Origin of the sequence: Nonomuraea sp. NPDC049625 (assembly GCF_040675285.1) — a bacterium.
In the GTDB taxonomy this organism is placed as follows: domain Bacteria; phylum Actinomycetota; class Actinomycetes; order Streptosporangiales; family Streptosporangiaceae; genus Nonomuraea; species Nonomuraea angiospora_A.
Genome location: NZ_JBFAOQ010000010.1, coordinates 74,424 through 95,223 on the forward strand (window position 1 = coordinate 74,424; position 20,800 = coordinate 95,223).

General features: G+C 69.4%; 21 protein-coding genes and 3 pseudogenes. 9 read left to right on the forward strand and 15 right to left on the reverse strand.

Annotation, left to right across the window (positions count from 1 at the left end):
* Nucleotides 1-41: 41 nt before the first annotated feature.
* From AB0J87_RS37160 to AB0J87_RS37170, 3 genes are all read right to left on the reverse strand, one after another.
* Nucleotides 42-329, reverse strand: coding sequence for a hypothetical protein (locus AB0J87_RS37160; RefSeq protein ID WP_363973168.1), 288 nt, complete (start codon nt 327-329; stop codon nt 42-44).
* Between the two features lie 91 nt (nt 330-420).
* Nucleotides 421-648 (reverse strand): 30S ribosomal protein S18, encoded by a 228-nt coding sequence (rpsR, locus tag AB0J87_RS37165; RefSeq protein WP_363973171.1) that lies wholly within the window; start codon nt 646-648, stop codon nt 421-423.
* On the reverse strand, nt 645-1,787 hold the full coding sequence (locus tag AB0J87_RS37170) for a GTP-binding protein (protein ID WP_363973174.1): 1,143 nt from the start codon (nt 1,785-1,787) through the stop codon (nt 645-647). The genes rpsR and AB0J87_RS37170 overlap by 4 nt, the downstream gene beginning before the upstream one ends.
* A gap of 73 nt (nt 1,788-1,860) precedes the next feature.
* Between AB0J87_RS37170 and rpmG the strand changes: the two genes are divergently transcribed.
* The 5 genes from rpmG to rpmF are packed head-to-tail and all read left to right on the forward strand — an operon-like array spanning nt 1,861 to nt 2,966.
* Entirely contained in the window at nt 1,861-2,025 is a 165-nt protein-coding gene (gene rpmG, locus AB0J87_RS37175; protein ID WP_132630004.1) for a 50S ribosomal protein L33, read from the forward strand.
* Nucleotides 2,022-2,261, forward strand: coding sequence for a type B 50S ribosomal protein L31 (locus tag AB0J87_RS37180; protein ID WP_363973179.1), 240 nt, complete (start codon nt 2,022-2,024; stop codon nt 2,259-2,261). Before rpmG ends, AB0J87_RS37180 begins: the two co-directional genes overlap by 4 nt.
* Nucleotides 2,261-2,497, forward strand: a complete 237-nt coding sequence (gene rpmB / locus AB0J87_RS37185; protein WP_363973182.1) for a 50S ribosomal protein L28 — start codon at nt 2,261-2,263, stop codon at nt 2,495-2,497. The genes AB0J87_RS37180 and rpmB overlap by 1 nt, the downstream gene beginning before the upstream one ends.
* Nucleotides 2,497-2,796, forward strand: coding sequence for a 30S ribosomal protein S14 (gene rpsN / locus AB0J87_RS37190; protein ID WP_363973185.1), 300 nt, complete (start codon nt 2,497-2,499; stop codon nt 2,794-2,796). Before rpmB ends, rpsN begins: the two co-directional genes overlap by 1 nt.
* 2 nt (nt 2,797-2,798) lie before the next feature.
* Nucleotides 2,799-2,966, forward strand: a complete 168-nt coding sequence (gene rpmF / locus AB0J87_RS37195) for a 50S ribosomal protein L32 (protein WP_185074868.1) — start codon at nt 2,799-2,801, stop codon at nt 2,964-2,966.
* A 56-nt stretch (nt 2,967-3,022) separates the two neighbouring features.
* On the opposite strand, the gene AB0J87_RS37200 is transcribed toward rpmF, so the two are convergent.
* The 4 genes and pseudogenes from AB0J87_RS37200 to AB0J87_RS37215 all read right to left on the reverse strand — a co-directional run bounded on the left by AB0J87_RS37200 (nt 3,023) and on the right by AB0J87_RS37215 (nt 4,425).
* Nucleotides 3,023-3,334 (reverse strand): transcriptional repressor, encoded by a 312-nt coding sequence (locus tag AB0J87_RS37200; RefSeq protein ID WP_363973189.1) that lies wholly within the window; start codon nt 3,332-3,334, stop codon nt 3,023-3,025.
* Nucleotides 3,335-3,367: 33 nt separating this feature from the next.
* Nucleotides 3,368-3,478, reverse strand: a pseudogene (locus AB0J87_RS37205) (hypothetical protein); the annotation flags it as partial.
* 64 nt (nt 3,479-3,542) lie between these two features.
* Nucleotides 3,543-3,845 (reverse strand): annotated as a pseudogene (locus tag AB0J87_RS37210) (recombinase family protein); the annotation flags it as partial.
* A 118-nt stretch (nt 3,846-3,963) separates the two neighbouring features.
* Nucleotides 3,964-4,425, reverse strand: coding sequence for a MarR family transcriptional regulator (locus tag AB0J87_RS37215; RefSeq protein WP_363973192.1), 462 nt, complete (start codon nt 4,423-4,425; stop codon nt 3,964-3,966).
* A gap of 134 nt (nt 4,426-4,559) precedes the next feature.
* Here AB0J87_RS37215 and AB0J87_RS37220 point away from each other — a divergent pair, with 134 nt between their 5' ends.
* Nucleotides 4,560-5,993 (forward strand): FAD-binding oxidoreductase, encoded by a 1,434-nt coding sequence (locus AB0J87_RS37220; protein WP_363973195.1) that lies wholly within the window; start codon nt 4,560-4,562, stop codon nt 5,991-5,993.
* A 243-nt stretch (nt 5,994-6,236) separates the two neighbouring features.
* Here the strand turns inward: AB0J87_RS37220 and AB0J87_RS37225 are convergent.
* Nucleotides 6,237-7,531: pseudogene (locus AB0J87_RS37225) on the reverse strand (transposase).
* A gap of 111 nt (nt 7,532-7,642) precedes the next feature.
* Between AB0J87_RS37225 and AB0J87_RS37230 the strand changes: the two are divergent.
* Nucleotides 7,643-8,713: a serine hydrolase domain-containing protein gene (locus AB0J87_RS37230; protein WP_363973198.1), complete on the forward strand. Its 1,071-nt coding sequence runs from the start codon at nt 7,643-7,645 to the stop codon at nt 8,711-8,713.
* Between the two features lie 8 nt (nt 8,714-8,721).
* On the opposite strand, the gene AB0J87_RS37235 is transcribed toward AB0J87_RS37230, so the two are convergent.
* Nucleotides 8,722-9,276, reverse strand: a complete 555-nt coding sequence (locus AB0J87_RS37235; protein ID WP_363973201.1) for a TetR/AcrR family transcriptional regulator — start codon at nt 9,274-9,276, stop codon at nt 8,722-8,724.
* A 112-nt stretch (nt 9,277-9,388) separates the two neighbouring features.
* Between AB0J87_RS37235 and AB0J87_RS37240 the strand changes: the two genes are divergently transcribed.
* Together AB0J87_RS37240 and AB0J87_RS37245 are read left to right on the forward strand one after the other, a co-directional pair.
* Nucleotides 9,389-10,222, forward strand: coding sequence for a hypothetical protein (locus tag AB0J87_RS37240; protein ID WP_363973204.1), 834 nt, complete (start codon nt 9,389-9,391; stop codon nt 10,220-10,222).
* Nucleotides 10,219-11,667, forward strand: coding sequence for an MFS transporter (locus AB0J87_RS37245; RefSeq protein WP_363973207.1), 1,449 nt, complete (start codon nt 10,219-10,221; stop codon nt 11,665-11,667). The genes AB0J87_RS37240 and AB0J87_RS37245 overlap by 4 nt, the downstream gene beginning before the upstream one ends.
* Before the next feature lie 66 nt (nt 11,668-11,733).
* Here the strand turns inward: AB0J87_RS37245 and AB0J87_RS37250 are convergent, their stop codons facing one another.
* From AB0J87_RS37250 to AB0J87_RS37275, 6 genes are all read right to left on the reverse strand, one after another.
* A complete protein-coding gene (locus AB0J87_RS37250; RefSeq protein WP_363973210.1) occupies nt 11,734-13,548 on the reverse strand; it encodes a CocE/NonD family hydrolase in 1,815 nt (604 codons plus the stop codon).
* Between the two features lie 121 nt (nt 13,549-13,669).
* Nucleotides 13,670-17,005 carry a S8 family serine peptidase gene (locus AB0J87_RS37255; protein ID WP_363973213.1) on the reverse strand — a complete coding sequence of 1,112 codons (3,336 nt, stop codon included), beginning with the start codon at nt 17,003-17,005 and terminating at the stop codon, nt 13,670-13,672.
* Between the two features lie 251 nt (nt 17,006-17,256).
* Nucleotides 17,257-17,382: a hypothetical protein gene (locus AB0J87_RS37260; RefSeq protein WP_363973216.1), complete on the reverse strand. Its 126-nt coding sequence runs from the start codon at nt 17,380-17,382 to the stop codon at nt 17,257-17,259.
* A 145-nt stretch (nt 17,383-17,527) separates the two neighbouring features.
* On the reverse strand, nt 17,528-18,313 hold the full coding sequence (locus AB0J87_RS37265; RefSeq protein ID WP_363973219.1) for an ABC transporter permease: 786 nt from the start codon (nt 18,311-18,313) through the stop codon (nt 17,528-17,530).
* Complete coding sequence (locus AB0J87_RS37270) at nt 18,310-19,239, reverse strand: ABC transporter permease (protein ID WP_363973222.1); 930 nt, start codon at nt 19,237-19,239, stop codon at nt 18,310-18,312. Before AB0J87_RS37270 ends, AB0J87_RS37265 begins: the two co-directional genes overlap by 4 nt.
* A complete protein-coding gene (locus tag AB0J87_RS37275) occupies nt 19,236-20,777 on the reverse strand; it encodes an ABC transporter substrate-binding protein (protein ID WP_363973226.1) in 1,542 nt (513 codons plus the stop codon). The genes AB0J87_RS37270 and AB0J87_RS37275 overlap by 4 nt, the downstream gene beginning before the upstream one ends.
* Nucleotides 20,778-20,800 lie beyond the last annotated feature (23 nt).

The following is a 20,800-nucleotide window of genomic DNA, read 5'->3' on the forward strand; positions in this document are numbered from 1 at the left end:
GTGTGGGTTGGACGGTGACGACCGGGCCGTTGCGGTGCCGGTCAGACCGTCGCCGGTGCCGCCGATCTCTCGCCCCAGCCGGCGCGCATACGCAGGGCGCCGAGCGCCACCCCGAACACCAGGAACGGCAGCGCCTGCACGCACACCGCCACGAACACGGTCGCCCACGTCTGCAGCGCCGGAGCCGTCAGATACGGCGCCAGCAGGAACCGGCCCGCCGCCAGCAAGGCCACCAGGACGATGAACGCCCACGGCAGCCGGATCCCGCCGGCGTCCCGGCCTTGCCCGGAATGGGGCGCGAGCTGGTCCGTCGCGCTCGTCTCGGTCATCGCCCTCCCCGCCCGTGCTGGCAGCAGAGTAGCGGTTCATGCTGCGACGACAGGATCGTTTTGGCCGCTTTTGCATGGTTCGGCGGCTGGGTCAGGCGTCGGGCCGGGAGGTGTAGGGGAGCAGGGCCATCTCCCGGGCGTTCTTGATGGCCTTGGCGATCTGGCGCTGTTGCTGCACGGTGACGCCGGTGACGCGGCGGCTGCGGATCTTGCCCCGGTCGGAGACGAACCTGCGCAGCAGGTTGGTGTCCTTGTAGTCGATGCGGTCGACGTACGGGAGCGGGTTGGGCTTCTTGCGCGGGGTGCGGCGGTTCTTCATGCGCTCTCCTTGATGGTGAGGATGGGGGCGAACGGGTCGTCGAAACGTGCCCAGGCGTCCGGACCTGCTGCTTCCTCCGCCTCGGTGAGCAGGCAGGAGTCGAGCAGGGCGCGGAATCGGGCCGGGTCGAGGCCGGGGCCGGTGAAGACGAGGTGCTGGACGCGGTCGCCGCGCTCGGGATGCCAGTCGAGAGCGGCGGCCAGGCGGCGGGCGGGGGAGACCAGCTCCCAGGCCGCCTCCGGCAGCGCGGCCAGCCAGGGGCCGGCGTCCTCGACCGAGACGATGCCGGCGACGGCGTCCCAGGCCAGCAGCTGGCCGGGTCGGGTGGCCAGCCAGAAGCGGCCACGTGAGCGTACGGACTCGGTGACCAGCTCGTCAACGGCCTCGAACAGGCGGGCCGGATGCAGCGGGCGGCGGCTGCGCCAGACGGCGGTGACGATCTCGTCGGTCTGGGCGTCGCAGGGCAGTTGGGCGGTGGCCGGGTCGACGCGTTCGGCCAGCTCGCCGGTGCACACGGCGATGCCGGTGACCGGCGGCAGACAGGAGACGGTGTGGATCGGGGTGACGGGGGCGAGGTGGGCGAGGATGGCGCGGGACAGTTCGTGGTCGTCTTCGTCGCCGCCGTGCAGGGCCAGGCCGGTGGGGTATTCGAGCTGGCGGGCCAGGACCTCGGCCAGATAGCGCTGGTCGCCGACGGCCGCGGGTTTGCCTACCTCGATGAGGCGTTCGCCGCGGGTGATGTCGTCGGGCATGGCCTCGGCGTCCAGCGCGGTGAGTACGGCGGTGAGCCGCAGGATGTCCCGGGCTTCGGCGCAGTCGACGGCCTCGGCCACCGATCGGGGCTCTACCGAGTCCCACAGGTCCGCGATCAGCAATGGTGCGCCGGACGCCAGCAGGACGAGCTGGGGCAGCAGGTCCTCGCGCACGGTGCAGGTGACGCAGCCGTGCGCGAGCCGCACGTCGGCCGTCTCCAGCACGCGGGTTGCGTCGCGGACGCTGCGCCGCACATGTCCCCGGGCGACGTCGCTCAGGTCGTGGTGGATGGCGAGCGATCCCGGGTGCTCGGCGAGCAGCCGCTCGACGGTGGCGTCGCGGGCCGTGGCGTGCAGGCCCGCGACGAGGACGACGGGGGTGGACACTGAGCCTCCAGGAGTTGAAGTGAAAACCGTTTTCGTTATCATTGCATGGCTTCGCCAGTGGAAAGGAACCGCTTTGGCCAGAAATGAGGTGCGACCCGTGATCAAGCTGCGATCCACGGCAGGCACCGGATACACCTACGTGACCAGGAAAAGCCGCAGGAACACCCCGGACCGGCTCACCCTGCGCAAGTACGACCCGACCATCCGCCAGCACGTGCTGTTCAGGGAGGAGCGATGAAGAAGGGCATCCACCCCGACTACCGCCCGGTCGTCTTCCGCGACCCCGGCGCGGACTTCGCGTTCCTCACGCGCTCCACGATCAGGAGCGACAAGACGATCGAGTGGACCGACCGCAACACTTATCCGGTCGTGGACATGTCCTCAGCGAGCCACCCCTTCTACACCGGCCGCAACCGCGTCCTGGACGCCGCAGGCCGCGTCGAGCGGTTCAACCAGCGCTACGGAAGGACCTGATGTCCGCGCACTGCCAGCTCACCGGCGTCAAGCCGGTGTTCGGCAACAACGTTTCCCACTCCCACCGCCGCACCCGGCGGCGCTGGGACCCCAACATTCAGCAGCGCCGCTACTGGCTGCCCGGCGAGGGCCGCTATGTCCGGCTCACGCTCAGCGCCCGGGCGATCAAGACCATCGACCGGATCGGCATCGACAGGGCGATCGCGCAGATCCGGGCCCGGGGAGAGAAGGTCTGATGGCCAAGAAGAGCAAGATCGCCGCCAACGAGCGACGCAAGGCTGTGGTCCAGCGCTACGCCGCACGCCGGGCGGAGCTGAAGGAGCTCATCCGTACCGGCACTCCGCAGGAGCGGGCGCAGGCCGCACGGGAGCTGACCCGACAGCCGCGCGACGCCAGCGCCACCCGCGTCCGCAACCGCGACTCCGTCGACGGCCGTCCCCGTGGGCACCTCACCAAGTTCGGGCTCTCCCGCGTCCGCTTCCGCGAGATGGCCCACCGCGGCGAACTGCCCGGCATCACGAAGGCGAGTTGGTAGCCATGGCCGTGCCCAAGCGCAGAACCTCGCGCAGTAACACCCGGCACCGCCGTAGCCAGTGGAAGGCCGCCGTTCCCGACCTCGTCCCGATCATCGTGAACGGGCGGGAGCTGCGCGTCCCCCGCCGTCTCGTCCGCGCCTACCAGCGGGGACTGATCACGATCGACTAAGGCCATGCGGCCACCGGGTGCGACGACGTGCCCGGTGGCCAGTGCATGTCGTCGTCTCATTGGGTGGGTGGCGCGATATTGCCAGGCTCTCCGGCGAGACGGCAGGTGCCGCAGGTGCCGTAGACCTCAAAGTGGTGACGTTCGGCCTGAAAGCCGTGCTCGGTGTCCAGGCGTCGTAGCCACCGGCGTAGTTCGGGCACTGGAGGCCCCTCGATCACCGTGCCGCAGGACTGACAGACAAGATGATGACGGTGGTTCGGGCCGAACAATCGATAGGTCGTTTCTCCGTGATCTTCGAAGACCGGGGTTGAGGAACCCAGGAACAGCCGTTGGCACTGAAGTTTGCCGTTCTTCTTCGCCAGCGCCATGCCTTCGCGAGTGCGCAGGTGCCCCAAATTGGCCTCGAACTCGGCGACGATGGCGAGGGTCTGCAGGAACAGCCGCCCGAACGGGTCGTTCCAGTCGTAGATGTTGGCGCCCAGGCCGAACAGGACGCCGCCCTGACAGGCCAGTGAGAATCTCCATGTTGCGGGCGAACCGGTCGAATTTAGTCACCGTGAAGACGGTGCCGGTCCACCCGGCGGCGAGAGCCTGGTCGAGGCCGGCTCGATTACGGCGCGTGGTGCCGGAGAACCCGCGGTCAATGTAGATCCGCTCCTCCGGCATGCCGAGCGCGAGCAGCTGCTCGGTCTGGACGATCACGTCTTGTTCGTCGGTGGAGCAGCGGGCGTAGCCGACGCGGCTTCCGTTCACGCGCGCCAGTGTTCCGGATAGGGGGCCTTCACCGGAACAGTTCGCGGAACACCTGTACGGAACACCCTGACCTCGGGCGGTTGCCCGGCGGCTGGTGTTCCGGTGGGGGATCCCCTTGCGGAACATCAGTTCATCTCAGCCGCACCAAGCCTCAGCCTTCACCGAGGCCCAGCACAAAGATCGACACTCTGGTACGTGCCGTCGTACTGGGTGGTCGCAGATCGACAACGGGAGGGCCCGCCGCCTAGCTTCTTTCGAAGCGGACGACCTCTTCCAGCACTATGCGCATGCCGGCGATTCGATCCTGGCCGAGGCGCTGTGCCCACCGCCGCTCAATATCCCCGAGGATTCGAGCGGCGGCTATCTGTGCCTTCGTTCCCCGTTCGGTCAGTCGGATGATCTTGGCACGATGGTCGTCTGGATCGGTCGTCCGCTCGACGTAACCGTGCCGCTCGAGCTCGGTAACCACCTCACCGAGCGCCTGCTTGGAGAGCCCTGAGCGTGCAGCCAGCATGGTCAGCCGCGAGCCCTCAGCGTCGATGAACCGGAAAACGGCGCCGTGGCTGTAACGAATCCCCTCGAATCCCTCCTTGTCGAGTTGCCGGTGCAGCTCCGCGATCGTGACGTCCTTGGCCTGCGTGAACAAGGTGGGAAGCGGGATCTCGCTCACACCTTGGTCGCCCTGCCTTCCGGCGCGCGTCGTCATCCTGGACATCCCCCTTCCGCCGTGATTCGTCAGGCGACTTGACAATACCGTACCGACAGATAGTACGGTCACCTTACTATCTACGGCCGCCGTGTCCGATCGAGTGCCAATACCGACAGACCCGAGGAATGATCATGAGCAGTTCGCATCCACAACGCTTCCAGCCCGCCGGCATCGACCCAGCCAAGGTCAAGGCCTTGACCAAACGGGTGAGAGGTCCGGTGCTCACACCCGAAGACGAGGGCTACGACACCGAACGAGCCGGGTATCAGCTCGCTCGCCAGCATCGGCCCGACCTCGTGGTCGGCGCGACCGGAACCGCGGACGTGCGGGCCGCAGTGGAATTCGCAAGAAGCCACGCGCTCCCGGTGGCCGTGCAGGGCACCGGACATGCGTCAGCCGGCATCGCCGGTGAGGGCGGAGTGTTGATCAACACCAGCCGGATGACGGGTGTCCGGGTGAACCTCGAGGCGAACACGGCCTGGGTGGCAGCCGGAACCCGATGGGACGAAGTGATTCACGAGGCCGCGCCTGCCGGGTTGGCGCCGTTGTCAGGCTCCTATCCGGGCCTCGCCGTGGTGTCCTACACCCTGGCCGGAGGACTCAGCCTGCTCTCCCGGCGCTACGGCTACGCCGCCGATCACGTACGCAGCATCGACGTCGTCACAGCGGACGGCCAGCTGCGGCATGTCACCGAGAAGTCCTACCCAGACCTGTTCTGGGGACTACGTGGCGGTCGGGACAACTTTGGTGTGGTCACCGGCATCGAGATCGGCCTCGTGCCGATCACCACCCTCTATGGCGGATCACTGCAGTTCCCCGGCGAACTGGCCGCCGAGGTGTTCGACACCTACCTACGCTGGACGGCCACCGTGCCCGATGAGATGAGCTCATCGATCATGCAGATGTCCTACCCGGACATCCCTGCATTTCCAGCGGCATTGCGAGGCCGACAAGCCGTCCATGTCCGCATCGCCTACGCCGCGGATGTACTCGATGCCGCCGAGAACCTGGTCGAGCCGTTGCGGGCACTCGGCCCGATGAGCGACACCCTCGACGTACTGCCCTACACGGAAGCCGGGTCCATCTACGCCGATCCCCCCTTTCCTGGATACATCGAGGCCAATACCACCCTGCTCGGCGAACTCGACACCACGGCGGTACGCACCATCCTCGATCTGGCCCCACCCCACGCCCCGGTGCCGCACATCTTCGAACTGCGTCACCTCGGCGGCCGACTCGCCCTCCCACCGGCCGCCGCCAACGCCGTGGGTCACCGGGACGCGCGATACCTGTTCAACGTGGTCTCCCGGCTGGAACGTGCCGACATCACCAAAATTCGGCCGGCACACAAACGCATGCTCGAAGCGCTCGTCCCGTGGAGCACCGGCGGCCGTCTCCTGAACTTCATGAATGGCGAGGACGCCGCCAAGGAGGTGCGCTCAGCGTACGAGCCCAAGGACTACCAGCGCCTCACCGAAATCAAGGCCGTCTACGATCCTGACAACACTTTCCGGCTCAATCACAACATCCCACCCGCCAACACCGAAGACCCCACATCAGCCTGAACCCGTCCGCCCTATTCCGAGGTCGAAAAGCGACGGGGCAGCCATTAGCCGTTTTGAGCTGTTCGAGCAAGTCAAGGCGATGCTCAAGCAACGGCGTTGGTTCAGGTCTTCGGCCCGGAGACGGCGGGCTGTCCCCGCGCTCCTCGACCTCGGATTCGCCGGATCCGATGGGTGACGCTCATCGGATCACAGGGCTCGAGGAAGCTTCGGGAGAAGACCCGGGCCGCAAGCCTAGGTCTACACCTACTCATCGTCCACGCCGCCGCCGTCGGGTATCTCGCCGAGCTGCCGAAGACCATCGGCCTGCGCGGAGGAGGAGATGGAGTAGCGTTCCAGGACGTTGAGGCGGGCGTGGCCGAGCGGAGACAGCCGTGCGGCGTCCTCATCCTTGGCCGGGACGCCTTCGGCGCGCAACTGGTCGACCGCGGCCGACAGGTATCTGGAGTTCCACAGCGCGACCGCGTTGACGACCAGCCCCAGAGCCGCCAGCTGATCTTCTTGCCCTTCACGGTAGGCCTTGCGAATCTGCCCGCCTGCGCCGTGGCAATCTTGCGGGCCAGCCAGTGCCGGGACTCCTGGACGGTGAGCTGCTTGTTCAGCTTGCGGCGGTAGGTGTCGTCGATCGGGTCCAGGATGGACAGCAGGTGCAGGGTCTTGTCGACGCGGCCGTACTCGGCGAACGCCTGCCCGAGCGGGGTGGGCCGCCCGTTGCGGGCGAACATGCGCAGCAGGTCGTAGGCGCGGACCTGGTTGGTCACCAGCGACCCGGCGACCCGGATCATGTCCGACCACTGGATGTGAATTTTCTGCCGGTTGATCTTGTTGCGGGCGATCGCCTCCAACGGCCCGCAGTCGCCCGGGGTGTTGCTGCCGGGCACCTCAGAGCGCCAGAACCGCTGGTCGCCCAGGTCGGCGAAGCGGGGCGCGAACCGGTAGCCGGGCATGGAGAAGATGCCGAACACCGTGTCCGAATCGGACGCCTGGTCCGTCGTGACGACCTCGGGCTGCGGGCCCGCATCGATGTTGATCAGGGTATCCAGGATGTACAGCGAGTCGCGCGGCGTGCCGGGTACGACCATCTGCCCGATTCCCATTACTTGATCATTGACTGCGTTGAGAAGCGTCAGACCGCGCTTGTCCCCAAAATACTTCGGCGAGGGAGCGGCGTTGATCGTCTGGACCGGGACGACGAACCGCAGCCCATCGACCGAGGCGAGCAGCCCGCCGCCCCACAGTGCCACGATCGGCACGCCGCGCTGGGCCTCGATCAGGATCGCGTTCGCGGCTGCGTGCGTCTCGGCCCGCACGTAGTTCTGGTCGACATGGGACAGGCGGCCGCGCGTGAGCGCCTCGTCCCCGTCCTTGATCACCGGGGTGTGGCCGACGTTGCAGGCCTCGCTGATCAGCAGCGCCGCCAGTGATCTCGGCAGGTCGTGCATGCGCGTGGAGATGTCGGCCGGATGCACGTAGGCGTCCAGGAACCCGGTCCAGGAGTGCACCTCCAGCAGCAGTTCGGGCAGGTCGATGCGCGGCAGCATCGCCTGGCAGGCCCTTTGCCACAACGGTAGCGGGTGAGCTGCGGTTTTCCGCAGTTGATCGTGCGGTGGCCCGCATGGTCCGGCGCTTCCGGCGTTCCTAGCGTTGCCTCCATGATTCTCATGAAGACCCTGGCCGTCACGCTCGCCCTGACCAGCCTCAGCCCGACGCACGACTCCTTGGAGCGGCAAGTGAACGACCTGGTGACGTCGAAGACCATGTCCGCCGTCCTCGTACGGGTGAGCGGGGACGGTCGAGACTGGACGGCCGCGGCCGGCTTCAGCGACGCGGTCTCACGCAAGCCTGCCGACGCCTCCGGCTATTTCCGGATCGGCAGCGTCACCAAGTCGTTCGTGGCCACCGTCGTGCTCCAGCTCGCCGACGAGGGCAAGCTGTCCCTCGATGACCCGGTCGGCAAGTATCTGCCCGCCGCCCTGCCCGAGGGCAGTCCGATCACGGTGCGGCAGGTGCTCAACCACACCAGCGGCCTGTTCGACTACGCGGGAGCGGGCATCCCAGGCTGGTCGGTCAGGGACTACCGGCCGGTCGAGACGCTGTACGACCAGACGCCGCAGGAGCTCCTGGCGGTCGGCCTGTCCAAGCCGCCCTACTTCAAGCCTGGTGCGGGCTGGCACTACTCCAACACCAACTATGTCGTGGCGGCCATGCTGATCGAGAAGCTGACGGGCGGCTCGTACGCGGACGCGATCAAGACGAGGATCCTGCATCCGCTCGGCCTCACGCACACGCTTCTGCCCGGCCACGCGAAGGCGATACCCCGCCCGCACGCGCACGGCTACGCCACCTACAACGGCAAGATCGTGGACGCCACACGGATGAACCCGTCGCTGGAGTTCGGCGCAGGCGAGATGATCTCGACGACGGCCGACCTGGCCCGCTTCTTCGATGCCCTCCTGGGAGGCAAGCTCGTCAGTCGATCCGCGCTCGAGCAGATGCGGGCCACGAAGCCGGCAGGCGCGGGCATGGGGTACGGGCTCGGCCTCCAGGAGTTCAAGCTGACCTGCGGCAAGAGCGTGTACGGGCACAGCGGCGGCACCTTCGGCTACCTCACCTACGCCCTCAGATCCGACTCGGGCCGTACGCTCGTGATCTCCGCGAACCCGTACACAGGCAACGCCCCGGCCGACACCCTGCAGAAGGCTCTGACCACGACGTTCTGCTGACCGGCGGGTCAGGTTTCGAGCAGCGCGCGGCAGATGCGGGTGACCTCGTCGAGCAGCCGCCGTTGATCCTCCGGGGCGTGCAGGATGTGATCGGCGGTCCCGTGCATGGCGTGGTAGAGCACGATGGCGGTCGCTCCGGGGTCGGGGAGTGTCGCGGTCTCTTCGAGGAGGTTGCGCAACGCGTCGATCGCCAGGTTGGGGCGAGGTTGCTCGCCCGGCCGGGAGACGTGGGAGTTGTGCCGGAACAGGACGTCGTGCAGGCGGGTGTCGGACAGGTATTCGGTGATTCCGGCCCGCAGCCAGGCGTGCACCCGGGGGGTGCCGCTCTCCGCTTCTGAGGCTTGCCGCTGGCGCGCAACGAACCGCTCGACGTATCGGTCGCGCAGCGCCGCCAGGAGCTCGTCTTTGCTGGCGAAGTGCAGGTAGAAGGTGCCTTTGGCGACTCCCGCACCGACGACCACGTCGTCGATCTTGAGCGCGTCGACACCGTGGGCCAGGACGAGTGACTCGGCGGCGTCGAGCAGGTCGCTGCGCCGCTGCTCGCTGGGTTTGGTCCTGGCCACCTGCCTCCTTCCGGCTGCTGTCGACCTTAGCGGATCTCCGCATCCGTCCTCTTGTCAATGAAAATCGTTTCCGTTATGTTCCGACTGACTGTCAGTCACCTTGGAGGCGATAGTGCGGGACCCAACTGTGCTCTGGCAAGCCGGCCGGTTCCGCATCGGTCCGGTCGTGGACCGGTACGGCGACTACTGCGGCTGGCTGATCGGCACGCAGCCGGCGCTGTTCGCCCTTGCCGTGCTGGATCCGGTGGCCGACCTGCCCGCCGTTCTGGCCGTGATGGCCGCGGTGCTGGTGGTCTCCGCGTTTCACGACACCGCCGTCAACGGCCTGCCGGCACGCCTGCTCGCCCCGGACGAGCGCGGCACCGCCAACGGCATCCAGGCCGCCGCCGCGTGCCTGTCCATCCTCGTCGGCTCGGGCGGCGCCCTGCTGCAATACACGTGGGCGGGGTGGGCGGTGACGCCGGCCGCCGTGGCGGCGGTGTTCTGCGTCCCGCTCGCCGTGCTGGCCAGGTTCACCGAACCCGGCCCATGGCCAGCCGGCGATGCGGTCCCGCTCTGGCGGTCGCTGACCGGGGTGTTCGGGTCGCGCAGATCGGCGGCGTGGACGCTGCTTGTGATGCCGCTCTCGGCCCTTGGGCTGTACCTGGCCACCGCGGTGCAGTCGGCGATGTTGCCGGCGGCCGGATGGGGGATGGAACGCATCGCGCCCGTCCAGTACACCTTCGCCCCCATGGCCGGGGCGGCCGCCACCGACGTCACCGTGCAGGTCTCCGTGCTGGGCGTGCCGCGCATGCTGCTCGGCGCGGCCGGGCTGGTGCTCGCGGGCCTCGCCGGCTACCCGCTCCTCATCGCGGCCTCCGTGCTGCTCTCCCTGGCCGGGACCGCCGTGGCCGTGCTCTGGGCCCGGCGGCACACGTACTCGAATCTCGCACCACAGAGGGGATGACCTTGTCCACCACCCCGCGACGCAGGGGAACGCTGATCGCCGCGTTCTCCGCCACCTTCATCGCCCTGCTCGACCTCACCATCGTCGCCGTCGCGCTCCCCGCCATGCAGACCGACCTGCACACCACCATCACGGGGAGCCAGTGGATCGTCGACGCCTTCTCCATCTGCCTGGCCGCCTGCATGTTGTCCGGCGGCTCGCTGGGAGACCGGTACGGCAGGAAGCGCTGGTTCCTCATCGGCATGGCGCTCTTCCTGGCCGGCTCCCTCCTCTGCGCCCTGGCGCCGACGCTGGGCTACCTGGTCGCCGGCCGCGCCGTGCAAGGGATGGCCGCAGCTCTCCTCGTCCCGGGCGCCCTGTCGATCATCGGGCAGGCCGAGCCGGACCCGGTGCGCCGAGCCCGCCTCCTCGGCTACTGGGGCATGTGCGCCAGCGCCGCCGTCCTCGCCGGGCCGATCATCGGCGGCCTCCTCGTGGACGGCTTCGGCTGGCCCGCGATCTTCCTGGTCAACCTGCCCATCGGAGCCGCCGCCATCCTGCTCGGCCGGCGGACGATCGACGAGAGCGCCGACCCCGACCACGCCGCGCTCGACCCGGCCGGCCAAGCGCTCGGTATCGTCACCCTGGCGATCCTGATCTACGCCATCATCGAGACCCGCGCCAACGGCTGGGGCTCACCGATCACGATCATCCTGCTGGCGCTGGCCGTGGCAGCGGGGACGGCGTTCGCCATCGTCGAGTGGCGGCAGGCCACGCCGATGCTGCCCGTCCGCCTCCTCGCCGACCGCCGCTTCGCGAGCGTGAACGCCGCCTCGGTCCTGCTCGGCTTCGGCGCCAACGGCGCCTTCACCCTCCTGTCGCTCTATCTCCAGCAGGCTCAGGGGCACAGCGCACTGGCCACCGGGCTGCTCCTGGCGCCTATGACAGTCGCCATCATGCCCGCTTCCGTCCTGGCCGGGCGGCTGACCGCATCCCGTGGCCCGCGCCTGCCCATGCTGCTCGGGTACGCCCTCGTCGGCGCGAGCCTGCTGGGACTCGCCACATTCGACATCGGCCAGTCCCTTCTCGCGACAGGAGCGCTCTTCGTGCTCTGCGGCATCGGCCAGGGCCTGGCCATCACCCCCGCCGTCGCCGCCGCCCTCCAACTCGTGCCACGCCAAAGATCCGGCGTCGCCTCCGCCACTGTGAACACCGCACGCCAGGCAGGCAGCGCCCTGGGCATCGCCGTGCTCGGAGCGATCCTCTCCCAGAGCCTCGCGGATGCGGATCCGACGACCTTGCAGCGGTTGTACGGCACCGGCATGCGCGACGTCATGCTGACGGCAGGCACCGCCGTACTCGCCGGGGCCCTGCTGCTGGCCCTGCAGCGTGGATGGCGACCCGCGACTGCGGATACGCACGAGCCACAGGCCAGGCAGAAGGATCGCATCCGCCACACACCTTGACCATTCCGGAACATCGAAGTGAGCTTGACCGGTACCCGCTGTTGCGGGTACCGGTCAGCCGGTCGGTCAGCCTTGCCAGACCCTCAGTGGGAAGGTGCCGGGACCGATGTTGCTGAGCGTGGTGGTGTTCGCCGCGAGGTACTGGTCCAGGTACGGGGAGCGGTCACCCTGTGTCGGCACGTCGAACCTCGGGGCCTGCACGTCCAGGGTCAGCCGCGCGTCGGAGACCTTGATCGTGTTGCCCGAGGGCACGTCCCACCAGCGGCCGGAGTCGATGGTCCCGATCTGGACCCCCAGGCGGTGCCCCCGCTCGAAGGTCCAGTCGGTCGACTTCAGGTCGAACGAGATCGGCCCCCTGCGCTCCAGCAGGGCGACGTTCTCGTCGAACATCGTCGCCGTGCTGTCCGGGGCGACGTCCCACAGGCGCACCATCACGTTCCCGGTCGTGCTCGCGTTGAGCCTGATCCGCGGTGTGGCGGTCATCCGCAGTTTCTGCGGCGCGGGTGTGGACCAGGTCCAGAAGCTGGTGGCCGCGGTGTCGCCCTGCTTGGCCGCGCTCTTCTCGGTGCCGGACAGCGGCTCGATCCGCGGCGCGTGCTCCATGTCCCAGCGGCCGCCGTCCGCCCGGGCGGCCGCCGCCGAGCCGCCGCCGTCGTCGAGGTACCGGCCGGCGGAGAGTCGCGCGTCGTACGACGTCGTGGCCACGGGCCAGGTCGGCTGGGCACGCCATTCGCCGAGGCTGTCCTCGACGGCGTACGCCGGGTCGCTCACCGACGGGGCGATGCCGCGAAGGTACTGGTCGTAGAAGCGCATCACCTCGTCGAACCAGCCGGCACGACCCTGCAGCAGCCGGCCGTCGGCGTCGGTGTCGTTGCCGCGCACGTGCTCCCACTGGCCGACCCAGCCGCGTTCCCGGCCCCGATGGTTGTCGAGGTACTCCTCCATGTCCTCAGGCTTGGTGTTGGGCTCGATGAACCCCTGGGTGACGAACAACGGCGTCCTGGTGCCGGCCGCGTGGGCGGCCAGGTTGCGGGCGCTCCAGTACGCCGAGCGCGGGTCCGGATTGTTGTTGTTGGTGAGGTTGTCGCTCAGGCACTGCGGATGGCTCGCCTCGTACGCCGCGTTCGCCTTGTACCGGTCGCTGTCGTCGGCCATCGCGGGGATCGTCGCGATCGAGTTGTACGCGTTCGGCGTGCCTGTGACGTTGGGGCGCGGGACCTTGTTGCTGAACAGGTAGTTGTACATGTCCCAGACCGGCTCTTGGGCGACGACCGCCTTCAGGCTGTCCAGCTTGAGGTTGTTGCCCACCAGCCCGGTGACGGCGTCGTACGACTTGCCGTACATGCCGACCTTGCCGGTCGACCAGGACTGCCTGGCCGCCCACTCGATGGCGGCCCGGACGTCGGCCTGCTCGCCCGGGCCGACCCAGTCCAGGCACCCGGTGCTCCCGCCGAAGCCGCGCAGGTCGACCATCACGAAGGTGTAGCCGCGCGCCATCAGGCCGGCGCCGTTGACGAAGTCCTGGAAGCGCGCCGACGGTCCGACCCGGTCCCACCCTTCGGGACCGGTCTGCCCCGCGTGTGCGAAGTAGGGGCCCACCGAGACGATCACGGGCGTCTTCACCTCGGCCGGCAGGTGCGCCGGGCGGAGCACGTCGGCGTGCAGCTCGACGCCACTGCCGTCCGAGGACGGGAAGTACGCCTCCGTCCATGCGGCGCCCTCGGGAACCCGTGGGTTCTGCTCATGCGTGACCGGGACCTCGGTTGCCGCGTTCGCCGCTCGGGCCTGGGCGGCCGCGGGTAATCCGCCCGCGACCAGGGTGGTGATGGTGAGCAGTGCACCGGCCGCCGCGGCGGTCGAGGCCTTTCCGCGAATGTTCATGGATACTCCCCGTGATCATTGGCTGCCATGGGAAAGTAGCGATTTTCTCCGGATTTGTCTCCACTTGACATTTGGAGTGGATCAGCCGCGGGCGGACAGGCCGCCCGCGGCCGCTAACGGGTCACTGGATGGTGATCTTGTCTACTTCGACCGTTATCCCCCTCACCTGCGGTGTCGAGGTGGCCGTCGTCACCTTGCCGGCCCCCGTACTGACGCCCTTGACCTTCATCGAGTACGTCAGGGTGCCGCCGGGAACGGCCGGTGTGCTCTTGACGACCAGGTCCTCGGTGGGCGGTCCGGTGATCTGGTCACCCGCCGTGCCCTCCGCGTTCTCGGCGCCCACGGTCAGGCCCGCGGCGGCGGGAGGGGCGCCGGGCAGGTTGGCCGGGTCGTAGGCGTAGCTGATGTCCTCGGCGCCGTTGACCCCGATCCACTGCTGGAACACCTTGAGGTCGGTGGTGCCGAAGAGGTTGACCCGCCACTCCACCACCAGCCAGCGGTTGACCCCGTCCGTCAGGACCGTGGCGAAGACGCCGGGGGCGCCGGTGCCGTCGAGGTCGGTCCAGTAGGAGGCGAGCACGTTGTTCGGGCGCGCCGGGTCGGGCAGCGTCTGCGGCTGGAAGGTGATGTCGTCGCCGCCCGCGGTGCCGCCCGCGACGCTGTAGCCGTTGGAGGTCACCCCGAGCCTGGTATAGGTCTGGCCCGCGAAGGTGAAGGCGGGCACGGTGAAGTTGAGCGCCTGCTCGTCACCGATCGGGATCGGGGTGACGCCGAAGGCGTCCAGCGGGAGGTAGCCGGCCGGTCCCGCGCCGGACGCGATCGTCGGCCGGGCGGGTTGCGTGGCGGCCAGCGTCGCCTTGGTGGTCGCGATCTGGCTGCCGATCTTGGTGGCTCCCGTGACGCTGTTGAGGCGCAGGCGGCCGTCGAGCGTGGTGAGCGCGGTGACTTCCGCGTCTTTGGGCGTGTTGTTCTGCACGGTGACCGTGCAGGTGGACTCGCCGGTGTTCCTGGGGATGGTGGACGGCGCGCAGGTCTGGTCGACCGGCACCGCGCCTTCCCGGCGGAAGAACGCGACCGGCAGGTGCAGCGCGCGCGGGCCGCCGACCTGCTTGAGGTTCACCTGGCCGAAGTACTGCCCGTCGGGCAACTCCGGGGCGGTGATGACCACGCTCAGCTTGGCGCTCTTGCCCGGCGCGACTGTGAAGAGCGACGGCAGCACGGTGATGTCCGCCCCGCTGACGGTCGTGGCCGAGGCGGAGAAGGTGAGCGACTTGCCCGTGGTGTTGGTGACCGTTCGCTTGGCGGTGATGATGCCCGGCATGGTCGGCGCATTCACGGAGGGCAGGTTGAGGTCGATCCGGTCGAGCGGGTCGGCGGCCGAGGCGACGAAGTTGGCCGCGCTCTCGTCCAGGGTCAGCCCGGGGTCACCGGCCTTGGTCAGGTCGATGCGCCCGCCGCCCATGTCGAACGGGTCCGCCGGCGTGGTGCGGTCCGGCTTGGTGACCGCGGTCCTGGCCGTGGTCTCCAGCGCCGACTTCACCTGTCCCGCCGTCCAGGTCGGATGCAGCGCGAACACCAGCGCGGCCGCGCCCGTCACCTGCGGCGCCGACATCGAGGTGCCCTGGATGACCTGGTAGAGGTTGCCCGGCGGCCCCTCCAGCGGCGATTCGGGTGTCGGGGTCATGCCCGCCAGGATGTGCAGGCCGGGCGCGGTGACGTCCGGCTTGAGGAAGTCCCCGCCGGGACCGCGCGAGGAGAAGTACGTCATCACGTCGCCCTGCCAGCCGGCCTTGGCGCTCTGGGTGAACGACGCGGTCGCGCCCGGGTGGGCGGCCAGGAAGGCCATCAGCGTGTCCGTCTCGGGCTTCTCGATGTGCACGGACGGGACCCAGTGCGCGTCGGTGAAGACGTCGAACGGGAAGCTGTTGTAGAGGATCATCCCGGCCGCGCCGCCCTGCCTGACGTTGAAGCTCTTCAGCACCCGGTTCGGGCCACGCTCGCAGGCGACGATCTTCCCGGTGAAGATCCCGGCGGGCGCCGGGACGTCACACAGCGGGCGCGAGTACGGTGGCGCGGACGCCAGCACGACGGGCAGCGGCGAGGCGAGACCCGCGGTGACGGAAGCCCCCTTGATCGTCGCCGTGGCACCGCCGCCGGACAGCGTGATCGTGGACTGGAACGTCCTGGTCTGGGTGGAGGCGGCCACCGTGGTCACCCACGGGCTGCGGTGATCGGTGGTGTTGGCGTCGGGCCCGGAGTTGCCCGCGGACGCCGAGACCAGCACACCCGCCGCGTACGCGTCCAGGAAGGCCAGCTCGACCGGGTCGCTGTACGGGTCCGAGCCGCCCGAGATCGAGAAGTTGATGACGCGTACGCCGTCCAGGATGGCCCGCGCGACGGCCTGCGCCGAGTCGGAGGGGAAGCAGCCCTCCGCGCCGCACACCTTGTAGACCGAGACCTCAGCGGCGGGCGCGATGCCGTGGATCGGGCCACGGCTGATGCCCATGGGGTTGGCGTCGGCCACCGCGCCGCCCGCGGAGGTGGTGGCGGTGTGGGTGCCGTGCCCGTTGGAGTCGCGGGCGCTGTCGGGGTAGACCTCGCCGCCGAAGACCGCGTTGTACGTCTCCAGGAACGGTTGTCCGCCGATCAGCTTGTTGTTGCAGGTGAACGGGTCGCTGGCCGGGGTGAGCGGGTTGTCGCCGAAGTTGCACACCCGTGGCGTGCCATCCTTGGTCGGCCCGGGGGCGGGCAGGCCGGGCTTGGCGGCGAAGGACGGGTGCTCGGGCCAGGCGCCGCTGTCCAGCACGCCCACGATCACGCCCTTGCCCGCGGAGTCGCTGCCGCCGAGCTGGTTGTAGATGGTGCCGGCGCCGATGAACGCCGGGCTGGAGTCGGTCAGCAGCTGCTGCGGCCTGTCCTCCTGCACGGCGACCGCGCCGGGCAGCTTCAGTACCTCGGCCGCCTTGTCGCCGGGAATCCTGAGCGCGATGCCCCCGTACACGGTCCGGATCCGCTGGCCGACCACCGCTCCGGGGATCTTCCTGGTCAGCTCGCCCAGGAAAGCGTTCTCTACCTCCTGGATGTGCTCGCCGTACCGCTTGGCCTCGGTGCTCCTGGTGTCGAGGGCCCTGCCGGTGGTGGCGGGGCTGGTGGCCGGCAGCCCGGGCAGCCCGCCCCGGTAGGCGGCGAGCGAGTCGTAGTCGAGCTTGACCACGACGTTGACCGGAGCGGGCGAGGTGGCCCGCAGCAGCGCCTGGTCGCTCTTGGCGAGCTTGCCGGTGGGGGATTTGGCGCCCTCGACCAGCTCGGGGCCGGTCAGGGGAGTGGCGCGCCACTTCCCTGGCGGCGGCGTCGGCGTGGCCTGCGCCGCGACCGGGCTCATGACGATCACGACGCTGAGCCCGACGGCCACCGACACCAGCCGTCGTACACGGGATGAGCGGGAACGGGATAACACGAAGAACCTCCTCGTCGAGGGGCTGCGTGGGCCCGCCCGGGAGGCGTCGTGTCACCCCGATTTCCGGTACGCCGGAGAGATCACTGACCCTCCCCGGTGGGTGACGAGCTGGACCGCCGCCCTGGTAAGGGTGGATCGGTCCGAACGGGAGTGTAATCAGCGATGATCCAGCCGAGAACGTACCGACTTGCCAGAATCAGGCCGACAATCCGGCACTTCTCGTGATCGAAACACGACGCCCCCGATGCTCTTCACGCCGTCGCCGGTGCCGCCGACCTGTCGCGCATGCACAGGGCGCCGATGGCGCGGCAGGACAGATGGAGGGTGAAGGCGACGCTGAGCAGCGGCACCGAACGGGGTGAGGCGGTGACACGCATGGCGGCCGCGGCTGGGGTACGACCAGCGGCACACCGCGCGCGGCGGCCACCTCGGGATCGACGCTGGCGAAGACCAGGGGACGCCATACAACGACCGGCCCGATCAGCGCGATGGTGCCGCCGCCGCGAAGTCGCGGGTCACGCTTCAGGCGTGGGACAACTTTCGGCGGGCGTCCACTATGAGCGCGACCGCCAGACCGGTGACGGCGAGGGCAAGGGCGGGCACGACCGCGAGGCGAGGTGCGGCGACCAGCAGCGGCGTGGCTTCGCTCACCATGCCGCCCCAGTCGGTGTCGGGTGGCGGCAGCCCGATGCCGAGGAAGCTCAGGGACGTGACCGCGATCAGCGTCCTGGCGAAGTCCGCGGTGGCGACCGTCAGAACAGGTCCGGCGATATGAGGGGCGATGGTGCGCCGGAGCAGGTAGAGCGGTGACGCGCCGATGGCCCGCACGGCCAGCACATAGTCGGCGGAGGCCACGCGCCGGGTGGCCGTACGGGCGACGAGGCCGCAGTTCACCCAGCCGAGCGGCACGAGGGCGGCCAGGACGGTCGCGTACCCGGGCCGCAGCACACCCGCCAGCGCGAGCGCCAGTGTGAGACCCGGCAACGCGAGCGCCACGGTGGCGGCGAAGCGCAGCAGCCGGTCGGGCAGCCCACCGGCAAGCCCAGCCGCGGCACCGAACACCGTACCGAGAGCCGTGGTCGCCGCCGTGACGGCCAGCGCGAACAGCAGGGACGTACGGCCGGCCGCGGCCGTCCTGGTGAGGAGGTCACGGCCGATCTGGTCGGTGCCGAGCCAGTGTTCCGCGCCGGGCGGCAGCAGGGCGCGCTCCAGGTCGGGGACGTGCGGATCGTACACCGACACCACCGGCGTGAGCAGGCAGAACAGCACGACCGAGGCGAACACCGCGACGCCGGCGCAGCCCCTCACCGGCGGCGCACCCGCGGGTCGACGGCCGCCAGGCAGAGCTCGACCAGAGCCAGGACCAGAACGGTCGCGACCGCCGTGACCAGCACGTACGCCTGCACGATGGGCAGGTCGCGCTGCCTGATCGCCGACACCGCGAGCTGCCCCACGCCCGGCCAGGAGAACAGCGTCTCCACCACCACCGCACCGGCCAGCAGCTCCGCGAGCACCATGCCGGTTGCCGTGATGGCGTTCGGCGCGGCCACGCGCAGGGCGTGCACCATGACCGCGCGCCGGGGCCGCAGCCCCTTGGCGGTCGCGAGCTTGATGAACGGTAGCCGCAAGGACTGGGCGAGGTCGGCCCGCAGCAGCCGCAGCAGCGTCGCGGCGCCTGCCAGGCCGAGGGTGAGAGCGGGCAGCACCACCGCGCCGGGGCTGCCGTCGCCGCCTGTGGGCAGTGCGCGCAGGCCGACCGCCACAATGCTGATCAGCAGGATCCCCACGATATAGGGCGGAACGCCGGTCATCGCCACCGTCACGAGCGCGACGGCGCGACTGCCGGGCGCGCGCGGCCTGAACGCGGCCCTGATCGAGACGAGCGCGGCGAGCGTGACCGAGACCAGCGCCGCCGCTCCCGCCAGCCGGAGTGTCGCCGGGACGCGCGAGAGGATCTCGGCGGCGACGGGGGAGCGGTCGGTGTAGGAGCGTCCGAAGTCGCCGCGGAGCACGGCGAGCAGCCACCGCAGGTACTGGGTGAACAGCGGCTGGTCCAGGCCGAGTTCGGCGCGCAGGACCGCGACGCTGCGCGCCGAGGGCTGGATGCCACCGCGGCGCAGGATCTCCTCCGCCGGATCCCCCGGCGCCAGCGAGGTCAGCAGGAAGACCAGCACCGACACGACCAGCAACGTGAGCAGGAGCTCCGACGCACGTCGCAGCAGGACGGCGGTCACTTCAGGGGTGCCAGCTTGCCCAGGTCGACCACATACGCCGCGTTCTGCGTCACCCCGTTGACCTTGCCGATGGTCACGATGGGATTGTCCTGGTAGGCCAGCGGGATCATCGGGCGGTCGGTGGCGAGCAGACGCTGGATCCGGTGGTACAGGTCGCGACGGACGTTCGGGTTCGTCTGCGCCGCGGCCTGGTCGACAAGTTTGTCGAACTCGGTGTTCCGGTAGCCGAGCTTCCGGTCGACGTTCCAGGACGCGTCCGAGCGCAGGAACCGGCGGAACAGGTAGTCGGCATCGCCGTTGGGCACGCTGTAGGCGCTGAGGAAGATGTCGTAGTCCCCGGCCTCCATCACGGACTTGGTGGCCTCGGCCACGGTCACCTTCGCGGGCAGGCCCGCCTGCTCGAAGGCCGCGCGCAGCACCTCGGCGATGTCGGCGTAGGGGAACTGGCCGGTCTCGGCAGAGGAGATGAGGATGTTCACGGGCTTGGCAGGCGGCCCCGCGGCGGCGATCAGCTCGCGGGCCTTGCCGGGGTCGTGGCCTGCGGTGATGCCAGGGTCGGCGAGGTCACCGAAGACCGGTGACAGGAACCCCGCCCCCGCCTTGGCCGTGCCCGCGAGCAGTCTGCCGGCGATGGCCTGACGGTCGATTGCCAGGTCTGCCGCCTGGCGCAGGCGGGAATCGGAGAACGGCTCGCGCGAGGCGTTGAAGGTCAGGTAGTGCGTCAGCACCGAGGGGCTTCGGACGACCCGGAACCCGTCGGCGACAGCCGCGACCTGCCCCGGTAGCAGCGCGCCCTTGTCGATCAGCCCGTCCACCTCGCCGGCGCGCAACGCCGCGACGCGGGCGTTGGCGTCCGGGATCACCCTGACCACGATCTTCTTGTAGACGGGGGCGGCGCCGTAGTAGTGCGGGTTCGCGGCCAGCACGGCCTGCTGTCCCTTGGTCCAGTCGACCAGCGTGTATGGCCCCGTGCCCACCGGCTTGCCGGCGAAGTCCCCCGAGGAGGCGAACGCCTTCGGCGACTGCACCATGCTGTAGAAGCCCGCCAGCCTGCCCGGCAAGTCGGCCACGGGCTCGTTCAGCACGAACGCCACCTTGCCGTTCTCGGCGCGGACGTCGCCGAGCTTGCCGTACGCCACCTCCATGCCGGCGTCGAGGCTGAAGAACGCCGACTGGCGGGGCGCGATCCGCAGGAACCGCTTGACGTTCTCGACCACCGACTCGGCGGTCAGCGGCGTCCCGTCGCTGAACTGCACGCCGTCGCGCAGCGTGAACGTCCACCGCCGACCCCCGTCCGCGGCGGCCCAGGAGACGGCCAGCGCCGGGACAGGCCGTAACCTGTCGTCCACGGTCACCAAGGGCTCCCACACCCGCAACGTCTGGTGCGTGTAGTACGGATCCTCGGGTCCGGCGACCAGGTCACGCGGGGCCGCCAAGGTGAGCTGCTTCCCATCCTGCGCGGCGGGCTCCTGACCGCCGCATCCCGACAGGACCACTCCCAAGAGCGCCACCAGCATGATCGCGGCTCGTCTTCGCACTTGAGCTCCCATCAAAGGCCGAA